This window comes from Segatella copri (genome assembly GCF_019249655.2).
In the GTDB taxonomy this organism is placed as follows: Bacteria; Bacteroidota; Bacteroidia; order Bacteroidales; family Bacteroidaceae; genus Prevotella.
The window spans coordinates 298,124-316,720 of record NZ_CP137557.1 but is presented as its reverse complement, the minus strand read 5'-3'; the positions used below and the strand labels follow the sequence as shown (position 1 = coordinate 316,720).

The window sequence follows — 18,597 nt, the reverse complement described above, 5'->3', positions numbered from 1 at the left end:
ACAATTATCTATGCGACTTCATGTCGCACCCACGGTGTGTCCAAATGATGAATAGCAACACACCTTTTTTGTGCATTTACGCCTGTACCTAACATGGATGTGGAGCCGAACAATACTCGTACCGAACCCTCGTTCATGGCTGCTATCACCGCCTTTCTTGCCCTCTCGTTCTTGCACTCCTGAATGAAGCGAATCTCTGACGAGGGTATTCCATAATCCTCTATCAGCTTACGCTTGATTTCAGAATACACGTTGAATTCCCCAGGTCTGTATGTGCCAAGATCTGAGAATACGAACTGCGTGCCCTTGTGATTGTCATAGCGTTTGTAATAGTCCGCTATCATCTTGGCACAATGGCTCGCCTTATTGTCGGGATGATCCTCACAAGTCGGGTCTATCATGCGCATATCGAGAGCCATCTTTCGGGCATAGTCCGTGGCAATGAGCATCTTTGCCTTCTCTTCCGTTTCTGACAGTGGAAGTCTGCCGAGGATGGTAGCATCGCCCGTCTTGGCAAACTCCATCAGTTTTTGGATGAAGTCCTCCTGCTCGGGTGTCGGTGGTATGTTATGAAGGATCTCGTTCTTCTGTGGTCTGTCCACGCCAACCGCCTCCGCCGTGCGATAGTCGGTTATCTCGTTGTAGAAAGCAGCAAGCTCCGGTACCTTGATGAAGTATCTGAAACGTTCCTTCTGTACGATGTTGTTGGTGACGTTAAACTCGAAGTCGGTAGTTTTCTTGGCGAAGATTGCCGCCCACGCATCGAAACAGCGGATGTCCTGACGCTCCAGTTCCTTGGGGCGCAGGTACTTGAAAAGCAGATACAACTCAGTCAGTGAGTTACTGATAGTTGTTCCCGACAGAAATGTCGCTCCCAAGTCTCTGCCTGTCCGCTCCTGTATGGTTCGGATGGCAAAGAGCATATTGAGTGCCTTCTGGCTCCCCTCGCTGTTGCCGAGTCCTGCCACACGGTCGTGACGGGTGTTGAACATGAGGTTCTTGAACTGGTGGCTCTCGTCCACAAACAAGTGGTCGATGCCCATCATGCGGAAGTCCACCACATCATCGGTACGCTGCTCGATGCTGTAGGCTATCTTCTGCAACTTCACCTCCAGATTCTGCTTTCGCTTTTCCAAGCCTTTGAGCATTCCCCTCGACACGTCTTTGCCCTGCGTGCGTATCACTTCCAAGTTTTCCTCCACGGTATCAAGCTCAGCCTGCAATATCTGCCGCTGGAGTTCTGGCGATTGCGGTATCTTCCCGAACTGGTCATGCGACATGATTACACAGTCATAGTCGTTGTTCTTGATGTTGTTGAAGAAACTGACACGGTTCTTGGTGGAAAAATCCTTCTCCGAGGCATAGAGTATCCTCGCATGGGGATAAGCTGTCTGATAGGTGGCAGCTATCTCCGCGACATTGGCTTTCAGCCCGATAATCATCGGCTTGTGAGCCATACCGAGGCGTTTCATCTCATGCGCAGCCATGCACATGATGAGGGTTTTGCCTGTACCTACGGCGTGGTCACATATCCCGCCGCCGTTCTGCAAAAGCATCCAAACACAGTCCTTCTGACTTGGATACACACTCTTGATGCCATACTTTCCGCCAAGGGCTTTCAAGTCCAAGCCGGGGAAGGTCTGGTGAGAACCGTCATACTTCGGACGCACGAAGCAGTTGAACTTCCGGTTGTACATTGTGGTCAAGCGTTCCTTAAAGGAGTCAGACTGCTCCTCCAGCCATTCAGTGAACCCGTTGCGGATTTCGTCAATCTTGGCATTGGCAAGCTGTATGCCCTCGCTGTCACGCACCTTGATGTCGTTGCCGTGTTCATCCTCACCGATGCTCTTCATCATGTCGGGACAAGTGTTGTGCAGGGCATGTTTCAGAAGACTCATGCCGTCATAGTTGCGGTAATAGCCCTTCACCATATACTCATCCGTGATGGCCATGGTCTTCATACTGCATTTTGCCGAATATTCGTCCATGCTGTCGGAATAGACGATGCTGACCTGTGTATTGAAGAGGTGGCTCATGTAAGCGGAATACACACCTGTAGGTATCCAACGCTCACCGAAGTTGAAGTCCAGGTCCTCAAAGGCTATCGGTTCGGGAATGCTTGCCTTCAAGGCTTCCAACGACTCCCTCACGATTGCATGGTCGGGATTTTCCTTCAGCCATTCTTCTATACGCTCCGCTTTCTCTATGACATTGCCAGCAATGAAGCGGTCGGCTATCTCGTAGCCGTCTATGAGCGGATTGTAATAGATGCGCCCTTTAAGCGCTTCCGTCAGTTCCGGTTCCAGCATATCCGATAATTCAGTCATATACGGCAAGTCGATACGGCCGAACTTGTTGAGCGAGGCGGTGAGCGCTTCCTCTGGAGAATCGACATGACTGACCTCGTCAAGCGAAAAAGAGACCGGGTGGTCGAAGATGTCTGACTTTATGAACTGTCCGTTTTCCACCCGTTCCAATGACAGCATGTCGCGCCCTGAGGCATCCATGAGGATGAACTTCACGTTCTGCTTGGCATTGAGGTTGCCGAAGCGAATGAAGAAAGCGTCATAATAGACATTCAGACTCTCACGCATCTGCTTGTTTTCCGTCTGTTCTTCCGCTTCATAGGTGTAAAGTTTCTGATAGGCATCACGGAGGGCGATATACAGGACAGCCTTTTCTTTCTGCTCCATATTCAGATCCAACGGCATGAAGGTAGCACCATACTTGGTAAGGTCTTTCAATACACCGATATTTCTGGCAGAGTCGAGCACCATAGAACCCTCACGATGAAAACTATCCAGTTTCTCATCAAATGGACGGGGCTTCATAGCATCCTCTTTCTTCTTTGCCAGCTCTTCCCGCTTTCTTTCTTGCCCTTTTTGTTGTTCCCGCTCATGATCTGTTTCTTCCAATGTGTTCTGAGTCTTGGAATCTTCTTTTGGCTCATTCCCTTTCGACTGTCCATACCCGATTTGAGCTTTGAGAACTTCTATCGGTTCCATCGGCGGCTTGAACTTCGGATCAAGCGTATCTTCAACGCCCAAAGCCTTGAGTTGTTCCTGACGGTGCAGTTCCGCCTTTTGGCGCAGCAGCACCCTGTCTTCGGGAGCCATGGTCATCATCATCTCGTAAAAGCCGTTGATTGGCGGATTCTCTTCCCAAGAGATGCTTGCGTATGGCTCATCCCCAAGCAGGATTGGTTTTGTCTCCTGTGCTGTTTCCTGCTCTTTTGCATCTGTCAACGAAGGCTTTTCTTCTTTTTCCACAGGCTTTGTCACAACTTCAAAAGTCGGATTTACGCTTTTTACCAACGGACTTGCTTTCTTCCTTGACACTTTCTTGGCGACAGCACCCACTGTTACCTCTGCTTTCTTCTTTGTAGCATGGACAGTCAGACGGTTTTCTTCTTCCATTCCCCAAAGGTCAAACAGCGTCATTTGCACTGGTGGCTGATGATGATTGGACTTTTGGGATAGCTCTGCATCATCAGTAGGCTTTTCCTGCTTTTGCAAGGATACTACCGTATCGCTCTGCTTTTCCTCAATGGAAGGCTTTATCTTCTCTGTTTTTTCTATCTTTTCTGTTTCTTCAACCTCCTTAACTTCCTCAGCCTTTGTTTCCTCTATCCCCAAGTATCGGTTCAAATTGAGGTTCTTCTTAAAGTCTTCATGGAGCATCTTTCGCAAATCCTCTGCAATGCCTTCCACGCCATCCTCATGCGTGTATATCATTGCAGGTTTGCCGAACGGGTCAGTATCCAACTTTGCTGTTGTATGGATAATGCGTTCCGGATGCTCCAGAAAGTAGTTGTTTGTCGGAATGCGGTTCTCGTCATTATAGACGGTATCAAGCAGGTTGTCGTCTCCTCGCAGCGACTCCTTTTGGCTGTTTTTCTGGAGGATGATGAGGTCACTGCCCACTTCCGTATTGGCATTTTCCGTGAACAGGTTGTTGGGAAGACGAATCGCTGACACGAGATCAGCATGATAGAGCATCATAAAACGCGCGGCACTGTTGTTTTTGGCATTCAATACGCCTTGTGAGGTGATGAAGGCAACCAACCCGCCGTCCCTTACCGTATCAAGAGCCTTGACAAAGAAGTAGTTGTGTATGCGTCTGGTGACAAGTGCCCTCATGCCTTTCATGGCTGTATAGGACGGATCAAACACGGCAACATCGCCAAAGGGAATATTTGAGATGGCGAGGTCGAAGTAGTCATTGAAAGGCTTTTCTATCTTCTCGAATCCCTCTATGCGCACTTTCTGCTCCGGGTGCAGATGGCGGAGTATCTTTCCCGTAAGCAGGTCTTTTTCAAATGCCATAATGTCTGCCTTGGGATTGTTATCCAAGACGGAATCGACAAAGGCACCGATGCCTGCCGAGGGTTCAAGTACCTTTTCGGGGATAATCTGATGCTCTTTCAACACATCCGTCAGAGCCTCTGTAACGGCTGACGACGTGTAGAATGCCGTGAGGACAGACTGTTTCAGACTGTCCATCAACTGTTTGTACTCGCTTTCATTCTTGCTGTTTTCACGGATAAGTCTATGCAGATCCACTGTTGGAGCAAACAATTCAAGGTCTGACTTTGCCCAATGGACGGCATCCGCCAGTTCCCTGGCAGGGTTCAGGATGCACTTCAATCCACCGAATCCGCAGTAACGCTCCAGAAGGAGACGCTCACGGGCGGTCGGCGTGCGCTGTTCCCTGTCAAGGATGAATGCCGTCTCTATCGCCTTGATGTTGTCGTTCAGACGTTGTTTTCTATTGTACGCCATTTGACTCTATGAAAAGGGCTACGGCTCCAGTCAACTCTGTGTAGAGCTGCTCGTAGTCCGGTGACTGGGCAAAATCGTCATCGGTGAGGTCGTAAATGGAATACACGTTATCAACCAAAGGCAGGAGGTTCTTGACAAACGCTTCCTGATCTTCTACTGCTACCTCCAGGGGAAACTCACTGTCAACAACATCATACAGGATGCTGTACTTGGAAAAGCGGAGACCTTTCAGCAATGCTGACATGGCAAGCTCTTGTGCTGCATCGGCAAAGAGGGCATCACGCCGTGCCTGCTCATATACTTCTGCGGCATGGTCTGCACGTTCGCGGATAAAGTCTGCATCGTTGGCTTGTGGAAAACGGTTCTCTCTGAGGTGGTTCAAGAGGTACAGTCCGTAATAGGACAGCTCTGTCTGTGCCTGTTTCTTTCTGTTCATTTGTCTGTTGAATGGATTAAGTGGTGAATAATAAACCGTGGATGGCGGTTGGTGTGAAAGCAAGAAAAAGGCACTCGGTATCCCTCCGAGTGCCGCCACTTAATCCACAGTAAATAAAAGCATCCTGAATAAAGACACCATTTATGAACCATGTTTCGGTGGCAAAGGTACAAACTATTTCTTGTATCTCTTCACATTTCCTCGCTTTTCTGCTGTTTTGCGCTCTGCAAAGACGAATTTCGTGTTGAAATTCTCGTCAAAGGCAATGGCTGCGGAGAACGATTTGCCTTGCTTGCTGGTGAAACCATTGAGCGTTCAGGTCTTGCCCTTGGTGAGCAAGTCGGTGATGTCGGCATCAGTGAGCAACTTTCCTGCTACCTGCTTGAACACTGGCATACCGCACTCCTTGTTGCTGCATCTTACTACCTTTCCGAAGAACTGCATGGTACCATGCTTGCATTTAGGACACTGGCAGCCGGAATCCTTGTGGCTGAAAAGTCTGTCGCAACCTAACAGCTCCGCAGTGATTTCACGGGTATAGCCTTCGATACTATGGGTGAACCCGTCTGCACTTGCTTCACCTCGTTCAATCTTGGCAAGTTCCGCCTCCCATTTACCCGTCATCTCCACATTGGCAATCGCCATGTTCTTCACTACGGAATGCAGGGCGAGTCCTTTTTCCGTCGGCACGAGTTTCTTCTGCTGGCGCACCATATACTCTCGTTTGAGCAGGGTTTCGATGATGGCGGCACGTGTGGCAGGTGTGCCAATACCGCTGTCCTTCATTGCCTGGCGCATCGTATCATCTACTATCTCTTTGCCTGCGGTCTCCATTGCTGCAAGCAATGTGGATTCCGTATGCAAAGGCTTCGGCTTGGTCTTGCCCTCCGTGATGGTGCAGCCTGAAAAGGTGATATGCTGTCCTTCTTGCCAGTTGGGAATGACTTGCTCCTTGACCTCATTGTCGGTTGTGTCTGCATTCTTGTCCTTCTTGCTGTTCTTTTCCTTGAGTGACAATGCTCGCCAGCCAGTCTGTCGGATGATGGAGCCGCTGATACCAAATTCTATTTCATGATCCACTTGCGCCGATACTGATGTGATGTCCTTGATGCAGTCTGCCGAGAACGCTTCAATCATCCGGCACAATATCATGTCATAAACGATCTTCTCGTCCTTGAAAAGACCAATGGCTGCGTTTTCAGTGATGAGCAGGGCATGGTGATCGGTCACCTTGGCTGCATTCACGCTGTTCTTGCTGTAGTCCTCACTGCAAGGCAAGAGTTTCACTTTCTCTCCATATTCCGAATGATTCTCTAAATTCTTGAAGAGTTTGGGAAGGGTGGCAAATACATCATCCGAGATATAGCGGCTTGATGTTCTCGGATAGGTGATGAACTTTGCCTCGTAGAGTTTCTGGGCGATGGAGAGTGTATGCTCTGCCGTGAAGCCATGCTGGGAGTTGGCTTCTTTCTGCAAGGTGGTAAGGTCGTAAAGGAGCGGTGCCTTCTCCACCTTTCGCTTGGTTGTGACCTTTGTGATGATGGCAGAGCCGGTATCTTTCACCTTATTATATATGTCGGTTGCGGTGGCTTTGTCTGTCCATCGGTTGGCAGATGTGAACTTCAGTATATTGCCACTGTCTGCATCAACCACACCGAAGTGTACCTGCCAGAACGGTTTCGACTCGAAACGCTTGTGTTCCCAATAGCGTTCGCACACCATGCCAAGGGTCGGAGTCTGCACACGACCTACGGAATAGGTGCCACGTCCTGCGGCTATCGTCAGGGCCTGCGTGCCGTTGATGCCGACGAGCCAGTCTGCCTCACTTCGTGCCTTGGCTGCATGATAGAGATTGTCATACTCCTTGCCATTTCTGAGGTTGGCAAGTCCCTCACGGATGGCGGAATCTGTAAGCGAACTGATCCAGAGACGGTCGAACGGCTTCTTGCAGCCGAGGTATTCATAGAGGTAGCGGAAAATAAGCTCTCCCTCACGTCCGGCATCGGTGGCGACGATGATGCGCTCGCTGCTGTCAAACAGCTTGCCGATAATTTTAATCTGGGCAAGCACACCTGCATCTGGTTTGTAGCCGTTCTCTGTCTTGACTTGTCGGGGAACAAGAACGAACGGGTCGGGAATCACAGGCAGATTCTCTGCATGGAATCCCTTCATGCCGTAGGTTTCCGGCATGGCTGGCTGCACTAAATGTCCGAATGCCCATGTCACATAATAGCCATTGCCCTGCATATAGCCTTCCTCACGCTTGCCAGCTCCCACAATGTGGGCGATTTCCTTGGCTACGCTTGGTTTCTCTGCGATGATTGTCTTCATTGTCTGTTGTTTTTGTGACACCCGTAACCGTGGAATAGTCGGTCGCAGGTGTCGGTTATTCTTTACTGATGGATTATTCAAATGGATTAAGTGGCGGCATCTACATCTTCACGCTTCTTGCCTTACGCTTCGGCTTCTGTGCCTCGGCGGTCTGCTCCTTCTGCTGCTTCTCGTTCTTCGGTGCAGACTGTCCCGGCTTCAAGGGTTCCTTGGTGTGCTTGGTCGCCTCGTTGGTCTTGCCCTGCTCGTTGACGGCAACCTGCGTCTTGTTCTCATTGGTCGGAATCTGTTCCTTTGCCTGCTTTAGGTCGGGATTGTTGCGGTAGGAACGTGGTTGCATCTTGTCGAAGTCGAACTTCACATAGGCGGTATAGGTACCGCTGCCGTTCTTGTTCGGCACTTCCTTGATTTCTATGGTCTTGCCTGCCACATAGTCGTCCTTCTGCTGCTCGGTCAACTCCTTCTTGAAATAGGTGTTGAGTCGGCGGATGGTTCCGTCCTCATTGAGCCAGTGGTTGGGATCTTGCTGTTTCTTCTGACCGCCCGTATCACCTTCTGCCTTCTGCTCCTGCTTGTCAGCGGTTTGCTTCTTGTCGCCATTCTGTTTCTGACCTTGCGCCTGTCTTGTGCTGCCAGGCACGAACTCCACGCCACGCTGTTCCACATTCACCTGCAGCAGCGGTGTAAACTTGCGCCCGTTGGCAAGCTCAATCTCCTTGCGAAGCGGAATACCTGAGTAGAGCACTCTCTTGTCGTCCTTGGTAATAGGTGTCTTGCCGATGGTATCGGGTATGCGCACCTTGTTGGTCGGGATGTCAACAATCTCATTGGTGAGACGGTCGATACTGATGAAATGAGGACGCAGCTCACCTGTATTCTTGTCGGGGAAATCCACAACCTTTCCGAGGTTGCCGTTCTGCAACAGGTTCTTCTTGTCCTCTGGAGTGAAGGTATAGCCTTTGTAAGCGACATCGAGTTTAGGCTCGTTGCGCACGAAATGCGGCACGAGTTGCAACTGGTCGTTATCGTCCTTGCGGAATGACAGACGGGCCTGTATCTCTATCTGTTCACCGCCGAAGGTCGGCTTCACAATCACAAGCCCCGTCTTGCCGTAGTTGAGCAGGGCTTTCATATCCTTCTCATTCATACTGTTGAAGTCTATGCCATATTTGGCACCCAATTCCTGCAGGTTCACATCGTTACCACTGATGAGGTTCTGCTTTACACCCGGAGCGGTCTGTGCCTGCTGTTCGGCTGCGGTCTGTTCTGGTTTCTGTTCCATGTCGTTCTCTTTTTCGTTGGTTTGTTCAGATGATACATTCTCTTTTTCTGTGTTAGCTTGCGTCTTGGACGCATCGTCCGATGATGCGGTTTCTTTCGCCTGACCTTCCGATTGCTTTGCCTCTTTCTCATAATTGGAGGTGTCAACCTTGTGGGCGGAAAGAATCTCCTTGTTAGCCTCCGGATCTTTCAGCAACTCCTTCATCACGCCAAGCAGGTTTTCCACCTGGTCTGCCGCTATGCGGTAGAATCCGAATCGGCTTGGCTTCTTGCACTGGCGGAAGAAGTTTCTAAAGAAACTGTCCATCAGGTCGCTGTTGCGGTCAAAACGCAGGAAGTCGGACGTGTTCTCCGCCTTGGCGGGTGCTCGCTTCGGTGTGCCGTCCCTGCTGAGTCCGGCGACGACGCTGATCTCGCCCGTCTTTTCGTCACGGACTACCAGCACGTCCTGTTCATCACTCTTTTTCTTTTGTACCATAATTGTAAATTTTTAATGGTGAATACTGTTGTTATTTGAATTTCTGATGAATGCGAGTCAAGTAATGCTCCACATTCTCTTTCTTGAATTCTTTGACATTATTCTCTACAAACTGCATCACATCCTCTTCCGTGTAGTAGGTTTTCTGCCCCAAACGCTTGTAGGGAAGCACTCCCAGACTGCGATAGCGTTGAAGGGAACGAGGGGAGATTTGAAATAAGAGGCAGAGGTCTTGGTTGTCAAGCAATTTTTCATTGATGGCAGAACTTCCTTTTTGCTCCGTCTCTCGTTCGTGTCTCAACATCAGCATGTCGTAGATGCCGTCTATCTTTTTGTGTAGGTCATGGAGATATAACTCCAGTTTTCTCAATGTTCCATCTTCCATGCTCATGTTTCCTTTGCTATTGTTCGTTCCTCAACCATTCTTTCAATGGCTTCAACTTGGTATCGGCATTGATTACCAATTTTAATAAAATCAATGCGGTTCTCTGAGCGCATTCGCTGCAAGGTGCGCTTGCTCACACCAAGCATCTTGGCTGCATCGTCATTGGTCAACATCGGCTTCAATCCCTTACCCGTCAGGTTCTCTTGAAATGCCATTTTTGCCAATCGCACGTACTGGACTATTTCTGTCAACTGTTCTGTCAGCTTTTTGAAGGCTGCACTTTCCATTGTTATTACTTCCATTCTAATTCCGTTTGAAATGTTATATAATTCGTTGTTTTTATTTCTCGGCGGCAAAATTAACCATTTGCGAAATACCCGTTTAACAACTCATTAATGACCCACGTATAATTTTCTTGATTTTTCTTGCCAAGCGGTCGGCAAACCCCAGAAAAGCACTGCCACAGTTATTCATTTTCATTGTTTTTCTACATACACACATTAACTTTGCATCCGAATTTGTTGAACCAATAAAACAGAGAATATGGAAGTAGTAACAATGGAAAAGAAGGCATTCGACTTGATGATGGCAAGATACGATGCCTTGGTAAAGAAAGTTGAGTTGCTGAAGCATAAGGCTAACGGCAAGCGTCTGAACAAATGGCTTACAGGTCAAGAGGTCTGCCAGCAACTTCGCATCAGCCAGCGCACCTTACAAAAACTTCGTGACCGCCGTTTCTTGGGGCATACCCAGATAGGTCGCCAATTCTATTACTGCCCCGAAGAGGTCAAAGCCATCGTTCCGCTTATCGCCAGAATCAAATCGGTATAGCATAAAGCCAAACTCGCCCAAGGCAAAGCCGAAAACTTCACCCTGGGCGAGCCAACACATTTTATATTCACCACTTAATCCAAATTGTAAACAATGAACATGAACCAACTTCTTACGCATGAGAGCAAGTCGATAGACACCGCCATGCAATCCTTGAAGAAAGCCAACAACTGGCTATCCTCATTCATCGAGTCCTACAGCCCACCTTTGGACGGGGAGCGATACCTCACCGACAAGGAACTCTCCGAGCATTTGAAGCTTAGTCGCCGCACCTTGCAGGAATATCGCAAGCAAGGCATTTTGCCCTACATTATATTATGTGGCAAAACCCTCTATCCGGAATCCGAGATACAAGCACTTCTCACTGGTAATTACCGCAAGCCGATAATCGACGGCACTGTTTCATAAGAGGAGGGTACTGCTTCATAATAGTGAAACAAAAATAGCGTACAGGGTACAACGACAAAAATCGTTTCCTCTGTACGCTATTATTTATAAAGGTGTAGGAATCTTATTAAAAGATGAGAGATTCTAACTTGCACCTCTTGGCATCGTTCCGTTCATCACAATAATCATCGGATACTCGTGTTTTACTTGCTCTGCATGGCAATCCTTGCGGTTTACAACCTTACTGATAAACCATTGTCTGAACAACAAGGCTTGGTATGTATCCATTTGAAGTGCTATGGCGATAATCACTTCCATATCATAGACATGCGCAGAATATCCATTTTCAAGTTTGATGTATTGAGAAAGCTGGAAATCTTTCAGCACACTTTGTTTCCAAATGCGCTTGATGGTATTCTTCACTGCTGTCCCTGTTACATTCAACAGTTCGGCAATCTCCCAAACTGTCATCCACACCTCACCATGATGTGGGGCGTAGATGACCATTTCTTCTTGTATTGTTATCACTTGTCGTTTCATACTCTGCCATTTATAGTGTTAGTATTATCGTTGCAAACATTTCCAAACGTGAATTCCTCAATGTTATTAATCTGCTGAGACAACTTTTCCACGTCTTTGCTCAATTTCTCCTTGGTAATCTTGGCATACACCTGGGTTGTCTTTATGTCCTTGTGACCAAGCATTGAACTCACGGTTTCTATTGGAACTCCGTTGGAGAGGCAAACCGAGGTTGCGAACGAATGACGGGATACATGCCAGGACAGCGGCTTGGTGATACCACATTTTTTGCCCAGTCTTTTGAGCGAATCCATACAACTTTGGTAGTTGGGTACTGGAAACACCCTGCCGTCTTCACACAATCCACGGTATTTTTCCATAATTTGCTTGGGATAGTCAAGCAACTTGATGTTGGCTTCCGTTCCAGTCTTCTGTCGATGGATAACAATCCATTCACCTTCATCGAAAAATTCCTTGATGTTCTCTTCCTTCAAGTTGTACAGATCAATGAAAGCGAGACCTGTAAAACAACAGAACAGGAACAAGTCACGCACCATGCTCATCTTCTTTCTTGTGATAGGTGTCTCCATCAACAGGTGAATCTCTTCTTTGCTCAGAAACTCTCTTGTGGTCTCTTCTTCCTTGTACTCATATCGTCTGAATGGGTCTTTTACGAGCCATTCATTATCTATGGCACGGAATACCATTGCACGGAGATTGCGGACAAACACCATTGCAGAATTGATTTTCAGATGCTTGTCGGTTCTGAGAAAAGTCTCGTAGTCCGTGATAAAAGGCAGCGACAACTCTTTCAGAGCAATATCCTTCACATGGTAATGCGCCTGCAAGAACTCGCCCACATAGGCACACCCGATTCTATACTTCGTGTATGTACTCAAAGATTTCATGCCAGCCTTATATTGCTTTTCCATTTCATCACGGCTTTGGGAATAGACTTTCATCAGTGTATGGCAACGATACTCCAAGCCAAGAAAGGCGTTCTTCACCTTGTCGGCAGTGACGAAGTTGTCCCTGTCCATAATCTCCTGATAATGCTTGCTGATACTCACACGCATCTTGTCCAATTTACGGTTCACCTCCAAAGCCTGCATACTCTTACCTATCATGCGTCCGCCCTTGGTGTCCCACAAATCAGAATTGGCAGTTGTCTTGCAACTGAACTGCGCCTGTGTTCCGTCCACTGTGATACGTCCCATAACTGGAACAGTACCATCTTTCTTTACTACCTGTCTTTTGAGGTAGAAGATAATTGAAAATGTACTCTTCATAACGTCATTCTTTTTTGCGTTCAAAATTAATACATGAAGAGTCTTTTCTTGCTACGCATTTCACGGCAGAACACGGCAAATTTGGTTCGTAACCAAAAATCTTACGTTACTCATCAGTAACTCACTATAAATCAGAGTATTCAAATTCAATTCGTAACCTTCCTCATTCTTCCGAACCTTAACATTCCTCATTTGGGGTATAGGTTACGGATAGGTAACGTTCCTCTGTCTCATCTTGTCGTATTCCCGTCTTCGTCTGTCCTCGCCACTTTTAACCAAAATGAGGAAAGTAACTGATAACCAGTAAACTTTCCTCATTCTTCTCTCAAACACTTTTTATATGTACTTTCTATATATAAAAGTTTGGAGAATACAAAGAAAACTTGTATTTTTGCCTGAAAGAATGGATTTTTAGTGAAACAAACAAAATAAACAGAAGAAATCATGATAAATGACAGAAGACAACTGGCTGACGTGTATCAGCAAACTATAGATATTGTTCTTGAGGGACATTACACCTCGGAGAATGGGGAGGAAGTGAAACTGCCCGACAACACGAAGATGCTGAAGGGAAGCAGATTCTATACCAAGCCACTGGATGCTTCAAACATACCTACCCTTGCAGAAGGTTCCACCAAGATTATAGTGAAGAATGACGACAGCATCCATTGCGGGCATCAGTTGCAACAGGAAGGATACAATCCCGTGGTTCTCAACCTGGCAAGCCGTCGCAACCCGGGCGGTGGCGTGAAGAACGGAAGCCGGGCTCAGGAGGAGAGTCTCTTCCGCAGCACCAATCTCTTTCTCTCAATGTATCGTTATGCAGAATATGCCGAGGATTACGGTTTGGAGAAAAGCAAGTTCCAATATCCGATGCCTGTGAGATTCGGAGGCATCTATGTGCCAGATGCTACCGTGTTCAGGGCTGGAGCCAAGGATGACTTCGCCTTGCTCGATACTCCTTATTATATGTCGTTCGTGGCAGTAGCGGCCATCAATCATCCTGATTTAGATAGAGATGGGAACATCTGCGAAGAAGATGCCACACTGACGAAAAACAAAATGAGGACGATGCTGCGTATCGGTTTGCTGAACGGACACGACAGCATCGTGCTCGGTGCATTCGGTTGCGGTGCCTTCCACAATCCTCCGAAACATATCGCAAGACTGTTTCACGAAGTCATCGACGAGAAGGAGTTCAAGGACAAGTACAAGCTCATCGCATTCGCCATCCTTGAAGACCATAACTCGCCAAGAGGTGGAAACCTGCAACCCTTCATCGAGGAATTCAAGTCATAAACTCCCACAAATCATAAGTTCCCAAAGATTTCACAGATTTACACAGATGGGGCTTGATTAGCAGTAATCAATTCCTCGCTTCTCGCACTCACCTCGCAGGGCGGCGAGGAAATAACTGCGCTCACTGCCCCAACCACGAACCTTGCGCTCGTGATCCACGGTCTGCTTCAAACGCTCATCGCTGTAAGCGGCAAAACGGGCAGCATACGCTGAAATTCTTGACTCGGCATAGCCTGCATCAACAGTTGAAGACTTGGCATTAACTGCCTTAATTATTGAAGACTCGGCATTAGCTGCCATTACACTCTCATTGTTCTTTTTGTTCTTTAAATCTGAATTTGGATTCATAAAGATAATTATTTTAAGTTGTTAAACACTTACACATTCTTTTACCACCGTGGTTATCTCTATGCGAAACTCGGTTGGTGTGCCGCAACTGGGCAACTCTTAATGCTTGATTTCGGATGCAAAAGTACATCATTATTTTGAAACCACCAAATTTATTCGAGATTATTTTTCTTGTTTTTTTCCTTCTTCTAAAGAAGAAGATTTTTCGGGGTAGCAAATAGCAAGGAAATACCCGACTTGATTAGAAGAGATATTATCGACTTGATTGAAGGAGATACCCTTAAATGGTTAAACTTTCCTATATTTGCATTATAATAGTATCATAATAATAAAATTATAATTATCTTTGCACAATGATTATCAGAAAGATATAAGACTATTCAAAGACAATAAAGAAGATAATAAAGAAGATTATATACAATGATAGAGAATCCGTTTATTCTGCGAGGATACATATCCGACGCTTACTTCTGTGATAGAGAAAAGGAAACCATCGACTTGATAAGAGAAATCAAGAATGGCAATAATATCACCCTGATTGCACCTAGAAGAATCGGCAAGACAGGGTTGGTGCAACACGTCTATGCCCAGGAAGAAATCAAGGATAAATACTATACATTTCTTGTAGATATTTATGCCACGAAAACCCTAGCCGATTTCATTCAGGAACTAGGCAGAAGTATTCTGCAAAGTCTGAAACCTAAAGGCACCAAAGTAGTGGAACATTTTCTTAACTGTCTCCACTCACTCCGTTCGTCCATCAGCTTCGACATGAATGGCGTGCCTTCGTGGGGAGTAGATTTGGGAGAAATCACCAGTCCAACCACAACGCTCGATGAAATTTTCCATTATCTGGAGAGCGCTGATAAGCCTTGCATCGTGGCCATTGATGAATTTCAAACCATCAGCAGTTATAGAGAAGCGAATGTGGAAGCCATACTGCGCACTTACATTCAGCACTGTCATAATGCCAGTTTCATCTTTGCCGGATCTCAGCGTAACATGATGTCGGAGATGTTCTTGAGTCATGCCCGTCCTTTCTATCAAAGCACCTCCATTAAAACACTGAAAGCTATTGATAGAGAGGTGTATGCAGACTTCGCTACTCATCTTTTCGAAGAAAGACAGAAGCATATCAAACGAGAAACCATTTATCAGATATACGACCGTTTTGACGGCATCACCTGGTATCTGCAGAGGATGCTCAATAAGATTTTCTCGCTCACGGAAAGGACTGATGATAAGATGATGGAAAGGGCTGACGATAAGATGATGGAACTGGCACTCAACTCGATTATAGATGAGAGTGCTTTTGCATACGAAGCACTTCTCTTTCAATTGCCAGCTAAGCAAAAGGAACTTCTCTTTGCCATCTGCAACGCTGGCAAGGCTCAAAACATCATGTCATCGGCATTCATCAAGAAGCACAATCTTCCTTCCGCCAGTTTTGTACAAGGTGGAATCAAGGGATTATTGGAGAAAGATTTTGTTACAGAGACGGATGGAACTTACGAACTGTACGATAAGTTCTTCGGTGAATGGCTGAAAAAGGAATTATAAAGTATAAAGATAGAAGTATAAAGTATAAGAATATAAACAAAAAGAAGAATATGATACAGCAAGTAGAATTTTCATTGCGCCCGCTTCCTCGCGGCTTTCACCTCGTAACCAACGAGGTGATGAGGAACTTGCCGGCGCTACCTAAGACGGGGATACTGAATCTCTTCGTAAGACATACCAGTTGCGGATTGTCGCTGAACGAGAACTTCGACCCTGATGTGAGACATGATTTAAAAGGCATCTTCGAAAGACTGGTTCCGGATGGCGACCCAAGATACCAGCACCAGGATGAAGGACCTACGGATATGTCGGCCCATGCCAAATCGAGCATGGTGGGTGTATCGCTCACCATTCCTATTACCAATGGCAGACTGAACCTTGGTACATGGCAGGGAATTTACCTCTGCGAATTCAGAGAGGGAGGCGGAAGCCGACACCTCATCGCAACGATTATCGGGGAATAAATAACCGTTGCGACGAATCGAAGACGCCTCTATTTCCTGGATGAATCGGAGGCGTCTTTATCAATTTCACGGAAAAGGCCGAAGTATCTCTTACATACCCAGACGATACCTACTACCATTGCTATGACGAGGATTCCTCTTAAAATTCCACTTAATATCTTTGGCATACAATCCCAAATAGGCAGAAGATGCATCGCAAAACCTAAAACCGCCGTCAATACCAACACACCGATGGTCAAGAGTTTCTCGTTTTTGATAGCTGGCTCAGGATTCTCTACTTCTACCAGGTTTCTCAACTGGTATATCTTATAAAAAAAGAATACACCGTTCAGACATAAAAGAACACAGCAAACGATCACTCCACCCACAAATACAGGCTCACTTCCGATAAAATCCATACAACTAATCCATAACCAGAAGAGGGCTGACCATAAAGCTGCATAGCGATCCAACAGGGACAGGTAATATACCTGTCGGGCATTGACAATCTTGACAAAAGGAAAGTCATTGGCCTTTGGATGATAGCTGTGAAGCAAACAAGCAATAGGGAAAAAAGTACCCATTCCAGCCAACAGAAGAAGATAAGGCAAATCATCAGATGTGGCATGAATGACATTCCTGATGGTGAGCAGCCACATGGTCAGAACCAGGATTCCAACAATAATTTCAAAGACCCTGGCACTTGTAGTACGATATATCTTGACTTGCGCAAAGATGCCAGCCTGCTCTTCCTTATCGCCATTCTTGAATAAATCAAGCACAAAATTAAATATTTTATTCTTCATCTTTCTTCTTCTCTTCTATTTGATTTGATTCATCTTCTTCCTTTGATTTCTTTGATGCAGCCTTCTTTTTCTTAGGCAGTCTGCCAGCCTTGCGCAGCGCTTCGGCGATGATCCATTGCAGCTGGCCGTTGGTTGAGCGGAACTCATCCTCCGCCCACGCTTCAATGGCACTCATCGTTTCCGAATCGATGCGCAATATAAAACTCTTCGTATTTGTTTCCTTTTTAGCCATACCTTTTAATGATTCAATGTTCCCGTATTTACTACAGGCTGGGCGGTATCATCGCCACAGAGCACTACGAGCAGATTGCTGACCATGGCAGCCTTCTTGTCGTCATCAAGCTCTACCACATCTTCATCGCTCAACTTCTGCAATGCCATCTTCACCATCGACACGGCTCCCTCAACTATCTTCTCTCTGGCAGAGATGATGGCTGAAGCCTGCTGGCGACGAAGCATCACGGCTGCTATCTCCGGAGCATAAGCCAGATAGTTGATGCGAGCCTCTACTACCTCTATACCTGCCATCGCCAATCGCTCATCGATGCGAGCCTCCAACTCCTTATTGATTTCATCACTTCCATCTCGAAGCGTAATCTGATTCGACTTTTCCCCCTCGTCATCATCGTAGGCATACTGTCCGGCTACCTGTCGGAGAGCAGCATCTGCCTGAATCTGGACAAAGCGGCCCAGCATATTCATGATCTGTGCAGCAGAAGCACCGATGCCTGCCTGACCCGTAGAACCCTCAGCCATGGTCTGGGTATCAATCTCGAAGATAGCCTTGTAGGTATCCTTCAGTTTCCATACCAGCACCATACCAATCATAATCGGATTACCCGTCTTGTCATTCACCTTGATAGGTTCCGCATCGAGGTTGCGCACACGAAGCGAAAGCTTCTTCAGACTGATAAACGGATTCAGCCAATAGTAACCCGGCTCAGTAAAAGTGCCACGATACTTACCGAAGAAAAGCAACACGCGAGCCTGACCAGGCTCCACCAGGATGAAACCGCAAACGCAGATGATGCTCAGGATGAGAAGCAGTACGCCGCAAACGCCACAGACATTTGCCAGCCAGCCTTCTTGCGAAACGCAGGCAAATATAAACAAGCCAACTCCAGCCAGAAAGCCGATGATGTTTAACACTAACATCAGGATGCCATTCAAGGTCTTTCCCTGATACGTAAATTCCTTATTCTCCATAATTTTACTTTATTTATTACGTTATTAATGTTGATATCATTTTGATATCGCAAATATACGATATTAAAATGATATCACAAGGGCAGAAGATAAAGATTTCAAATACTTTAACAGAAAAAGGTCGTTGGGACGATACCCAACGACCTTTTCTCAGATTTTCACCTATTATATATAGAAAACAGTTTCTATCTTCATATAGAAATAGATTTTATCTTCT

The 18,597-nt window shown here is 46.6% G+C and carries 15 protein-coding genes, 2 pseudogenes and 1 riboswitch; of the genes and pseudogenes, 5 read left to right on the top strand and 12 right to left on the bottom strand.

From position 1 onward, the window contains the following. Positions 1 to 29 precede the first annotated feature (29 nt). The 6 genes and pseudogenes from KUA49_RS01240 to KUA49_RS01215 all read right to left on the bottom strand — a co-directional run. Positions 30 to 4,781, bottom strand: a pseudogene (locus tag KUA49_RS01240) (DNA methylase); the annotation flags it as partial. Continuing rightward, positions 4,768 to 5,217: a DUF1896 domain-containing protein gene (locus KUA49_RS01235; RefSeq protein ID WP_118190184.1), complete on the bottom strand. Its 450-nt coding sequence runs from the start codon at positions 5,215 to 5,217 to the stop codon at positions 4,768 to 4,770. The gene KUA49_RS01235 and the pseudogene KUA49_RS01240, both read right to left, overlap by 14 nt. 174 nt (positions 5,218 to 5,391) lie before the next feature. Continuing rightward, a pseudogene (locus KUA49_RS01230) lies at positions 5,392 to 7,548 on the bottom strand (DNA topoisomerase). Between the two features lie 100 nt (positions 7,549 to 7,648). Beyond that, entirely contained in the window at positions 7,649 to 9,307 is a 1,659-nt protein-coding gene (locus KUA49_RS01225) for a DUF4099 domain-containing protein (RefSeq protein ID WP_118066956.1), read from the bottom strand. A 31-nt stretch (positions 9,308 to 9,338) separates the two neighbouring features. After that, positions 9,339 to 9,617 carry a helix-turn-helix domain-containing protein gene (locus KUA49_RS01220; protein ID WP_081978971.1) on the bottom strand — a complete coding sequence of 93 codons (279 nt, stop codon included), beginning with the start codon at positions 9,615 to 9,617 and terminating at the stop codon, positions 9,339 to 9,341. Between the two features lie 77 nt (positions 9,618 to 9,694). Further along, positions 9,695 to 9,994, bottom strand: a complete 300-nt coding sequence (locus KUA49_RS01215) for a helix-turn-helix domain-containing protein (RefSeq protein WP_068856520.1) — start codon at positions 9,992 to 9,994, stop codon at positions 9,695 to 9,697. A 241-nt stretch (positions 9,995 to 10,235) separates the two neighbouring features. Between KUA49_RS01215 and KUA49_RS01210 the strand changes: the two genes are divergently transcribed. Together KUA49_RS01210 and KUA49_RS01205 are read left to right on the top strand one after the other, a co-directional pair. Beyond that, positions 10,236 to 10,523, top strand: a complete 288-nt coding sequence (locus KUA49_RS01210; protein ID WP_117664200.1) for a helix-turn-helix domain-containing protein — start codon at positions 10,236 to 10,238, stop codon at positions 10,521 to 10,523. A gap of 93 nt (positions 10,524 to 10,616) precedes the next feature. After that, on the top strand, positions 10,617 to 10,931 hold the full coding sequence (locus KUA49_RS01205) for a helix-turn-helix domain-containing protein (protein ID WP_118141758.1): 315 nt from the start codon (positions 10,617 to 10,619) through the stop codon (positions 10,929 to 10,931). A 123-nt stretch (positions 10,932 to 11,054) separates the two neighbouring features. On the opposite strand, the gene KUA49_RS01200 is transcribed toward KUA49_RS01205, so the two are convergent. Together KUA49_RS01200 and KUA49_RS01195 are read right to left on the bottom strand one after the other, a co-directional pair. Next, positions 11,055 to 11,450, bottom strand: coding sequence for a hypothetical protein (locus tag KUA49_RS01200; RefSeq protein WP_233339746.1), 396 nt, complete (start codon positions 11,448 to 11,450; stop codon positions 11,055 to 11,057). After that, positions 11,447 to 12,718, bottom strand: a complete 1,272-nt coding sequence (locus KUA49_RS01195) for a site-specific integrase (protein ID WP_318331649.1) — start codon at positions 12,716 to 12,718, stop codon at positions 11,447 to 11,449. The genes KUA49_RS01200 and KUA49_RS01195 overlap by 4 nt, the downstream gene beginning before the upstream one ends. 444 nt (positions 12,719 to 13,162) lie before the next feature. Between KUA49_RS01195 and KUA49_RS01190 the strand changes: the two genes are divergently transcribed. Further along, on the top strand, positions 13,163 to 14,017 hold the full coding sequence (locus KUA49_RS01190; protein WP_218412133.1) for a TIGR02452 family protein: 855 nt from the start codon (positions 13,163 to 13,165) through the stop codon (positions 14,015 to 14,017). A gap of 57 nt (positions 14,018 to 14,074) precedes the next feature. Here KUA49_RS01190 and KUA49_RS01185 read toward each other — a convergent pair whose 3' ends face one another. Next, positions 14,075 to 14,365 carry a hypothetical protein gene (locus KUA49_RS01185; protein ID WP_218412132.1) on the bottom strand — a complete coding sequence of 97 codons (291 nt, stop codon included), beginning with the start codon at positions 14,363 to 14,365 and terminating at the stop codon, positions 14,075 to 14,077. Next, positions 14,365 to 14,476, bottom strand: a riboswitch (SAM-I-IV-variant riboswitch). (Overlaps the previous gene by 1 nt.) 309 nt (positions 14,477 to 14,785) lie before the next feature. On the opposite strand from KUA49_RS01185, the gene KUA49_RS01180 reads away from it, so the two are divergent. Both KUA49_RS01180 and KUA49_RS01175 read left to right on the top strand, forming a co-directional pair. After that, positions 14,786 to 15,925, top strand: a complete 1,140-nt coding sequence (locus KUA49_RS01180; RefSeq protein ID WP_218412131.1) for an AAA family ATPase — start codon at positions 14,786 to 14,788, stop codon at positions 15,923 to 15,925. 50 nt (positions 15,926 to 15,975) lie between these two features. Then, entirely contained in the window at positions 15,976 to 16,389 is a 414-nt protein-coding gene (locus KUA49_RS01175; protein ID WP_218412130.1) for a secondary thiamine-phosphate synthase enzyme YjbQ, read from the top strand. Between the two features lie 29 nt (positions 16,390 to 16,418). On the opposite strand, the gene KUA49_RS01170 is transcribed toward KUA49_RS01175, so the two are convergent. The 3 genes from KUA49_RS01170 to KUA49_RS01160 are packed head-to-tail and all read right to left on the bottom strand — an operon-like array spanning position 16,419 to position 18,380. After that, positions 16,419 to 17,174 carry a hypothetical protein gene (locus KUA49_RS01170; protein WP_218412129.1) on the bottom strand — a complete coding sequence of 252 codons (756 nt, stop codon included), beginning with the start codon at positions 17,172 to 17,174 and terminating at the stop codon, positions 16,419 to 16,421. Then, complete coding sequence (locus tag KUA49_RS01165; protein ID WP_218412128.1) at positions 17,164 to 17,406, bottom strand: DNA-binding protein; 243 nt, start codon at positions 17,404 to 17,406, stop codon at positions 17,164 to 17,166. Before KUA49_RS01165 ends, KUA49_RS01170 begins: the two co-directional genes overlap by 11 nt. A gap of 5 nt (positions 17,407 to 17,411) precedes the next feature. Further along, positions 17,412 to 18,380 (bottom strand): SPFH domain-containing protein, encoded by a 969-nt coding sequence (locus KUA49_RS01160; protein WP_218412127.1) that lies wholly within the window; start codon positions 18,378 to 18,380, stop codon positions 17,412 to 17,414. Positions 18,381 to 18,597 lie beyond the last annotated feature (217 nt).

What these genes read in the sequence shown, in the direction of transcription:
- KUA49_RS01235 (WP_118190184.1), bottom strand. Translation starts at nt 5,217, where the DNA reads ATGAACAGAAAGAAACAGGCACAGACAGAGCTGTCCTATTACGGACTG.
- KUA49_RS01225 (WP_118066956.1), bottom strand. Translation starts at nt 9,307, where the DNA reads ATGGTACAAAAGAAAAAGAGTGATGAACAGGACGTGCTGGTAGTCCGT.
- KUA49_RS01220 (WP_081978971.1), bottom strand. Translation starts at nt 9,617, where the DNA reads ATGCTGATGTTGAGACACGAACGAGAGACGGAGCAAAAAGGAAGTTCT.
- KUA49_RS01215 (WP_068856520.1), bottom strand. Translation starts at nt 9,994, where the DNA reads ATGGAAGTAATAACAATGGAAAGTGCAGCCTTCAAAAAGCTGACAGAA.
- KUA49_RS01210 (WP_117664200.1), top strand. Translation starts at nt 10,236, where the DNA reads ATGGAAGTAGTAACAATGGAAAAGAAGGCATTCGACTTGATGATGGCA.
- KUA49_RS01205 (WP_118141758.1), top strand. Translation starts at nt 10,617, where the DNA reads ATGAACATGAACCAACTTCTTACGCATGAGAGCAAGTCGATAGACACC.
- KUA49_RS01200 (WP_233339746.1), bottom strand. Translation starts at nt 11,450, where the DNA reads ATGAAACGACAAGTGATAACAATACAAGAAGAAATGGTCATCTACGCC.
- KUA49_RS01195 (WP_318331649.1), bottom strand. Translation starts at nt 12,718, where the DNA reads ATGAAGAGTACATTTTCAATTATCTTCTACCTCAAAAGACAGGTAGTA.
- KUA49_RS01190 (WP_218412133.1), top strand. Translation starts at nt 13,163, where the DNA reads ATGATAAATGACAGAAGACAACTGGCTGACGTGTATCAGCAAACTATA.
- KUA49_RS01185 (WP_218412132.1), bottom strand. Translation starts at nt 14,365, where the DNA reads ATGAATCCAAATTCAGATTTAAAGAACAAAAAGAACAATGAGAGTGTA.
- KUA49_RS01180 (WP_218412131.1), top strand. Translation starts at nt 14,786, where the DNA reads ATGATAGAGAATCCGTTTATTCTGCGAGGATACATATCCGACGCTTAC.
- KUA49_RS01175 (WP_218412130.1), top strand. Translation starts at nt 15,976, where the DNA reads ATGATACAGCAAGTAGAATTTTCATTGCGCCCGCTTCCTCGCGGCTTT.
- KUA49_RS01170 (WP_218412129.1), bottom strand. Translation starts at nt 17,174, where the DNA reads ATGAAGAATAAAATATTTAATTTTGTGCTTGATTTATTCAAGAATGGC.
- KUA49_RS01165 (WP_218412128.1), bottom strand. Translation starts at nt 17,406, where the DNA reads ATGGCTAAAAAGGAAACAAATACGAAGAGTTTTATATTGCGCATCGAT.
- KUA49_RS01160 (WP_218412127.1), bottom strand. Translation starts at nt 18,380, where the DNA reads ATGGAGAATAAGGAATTTACGTATCAGGGAAAGACCTTGAATGGCATC.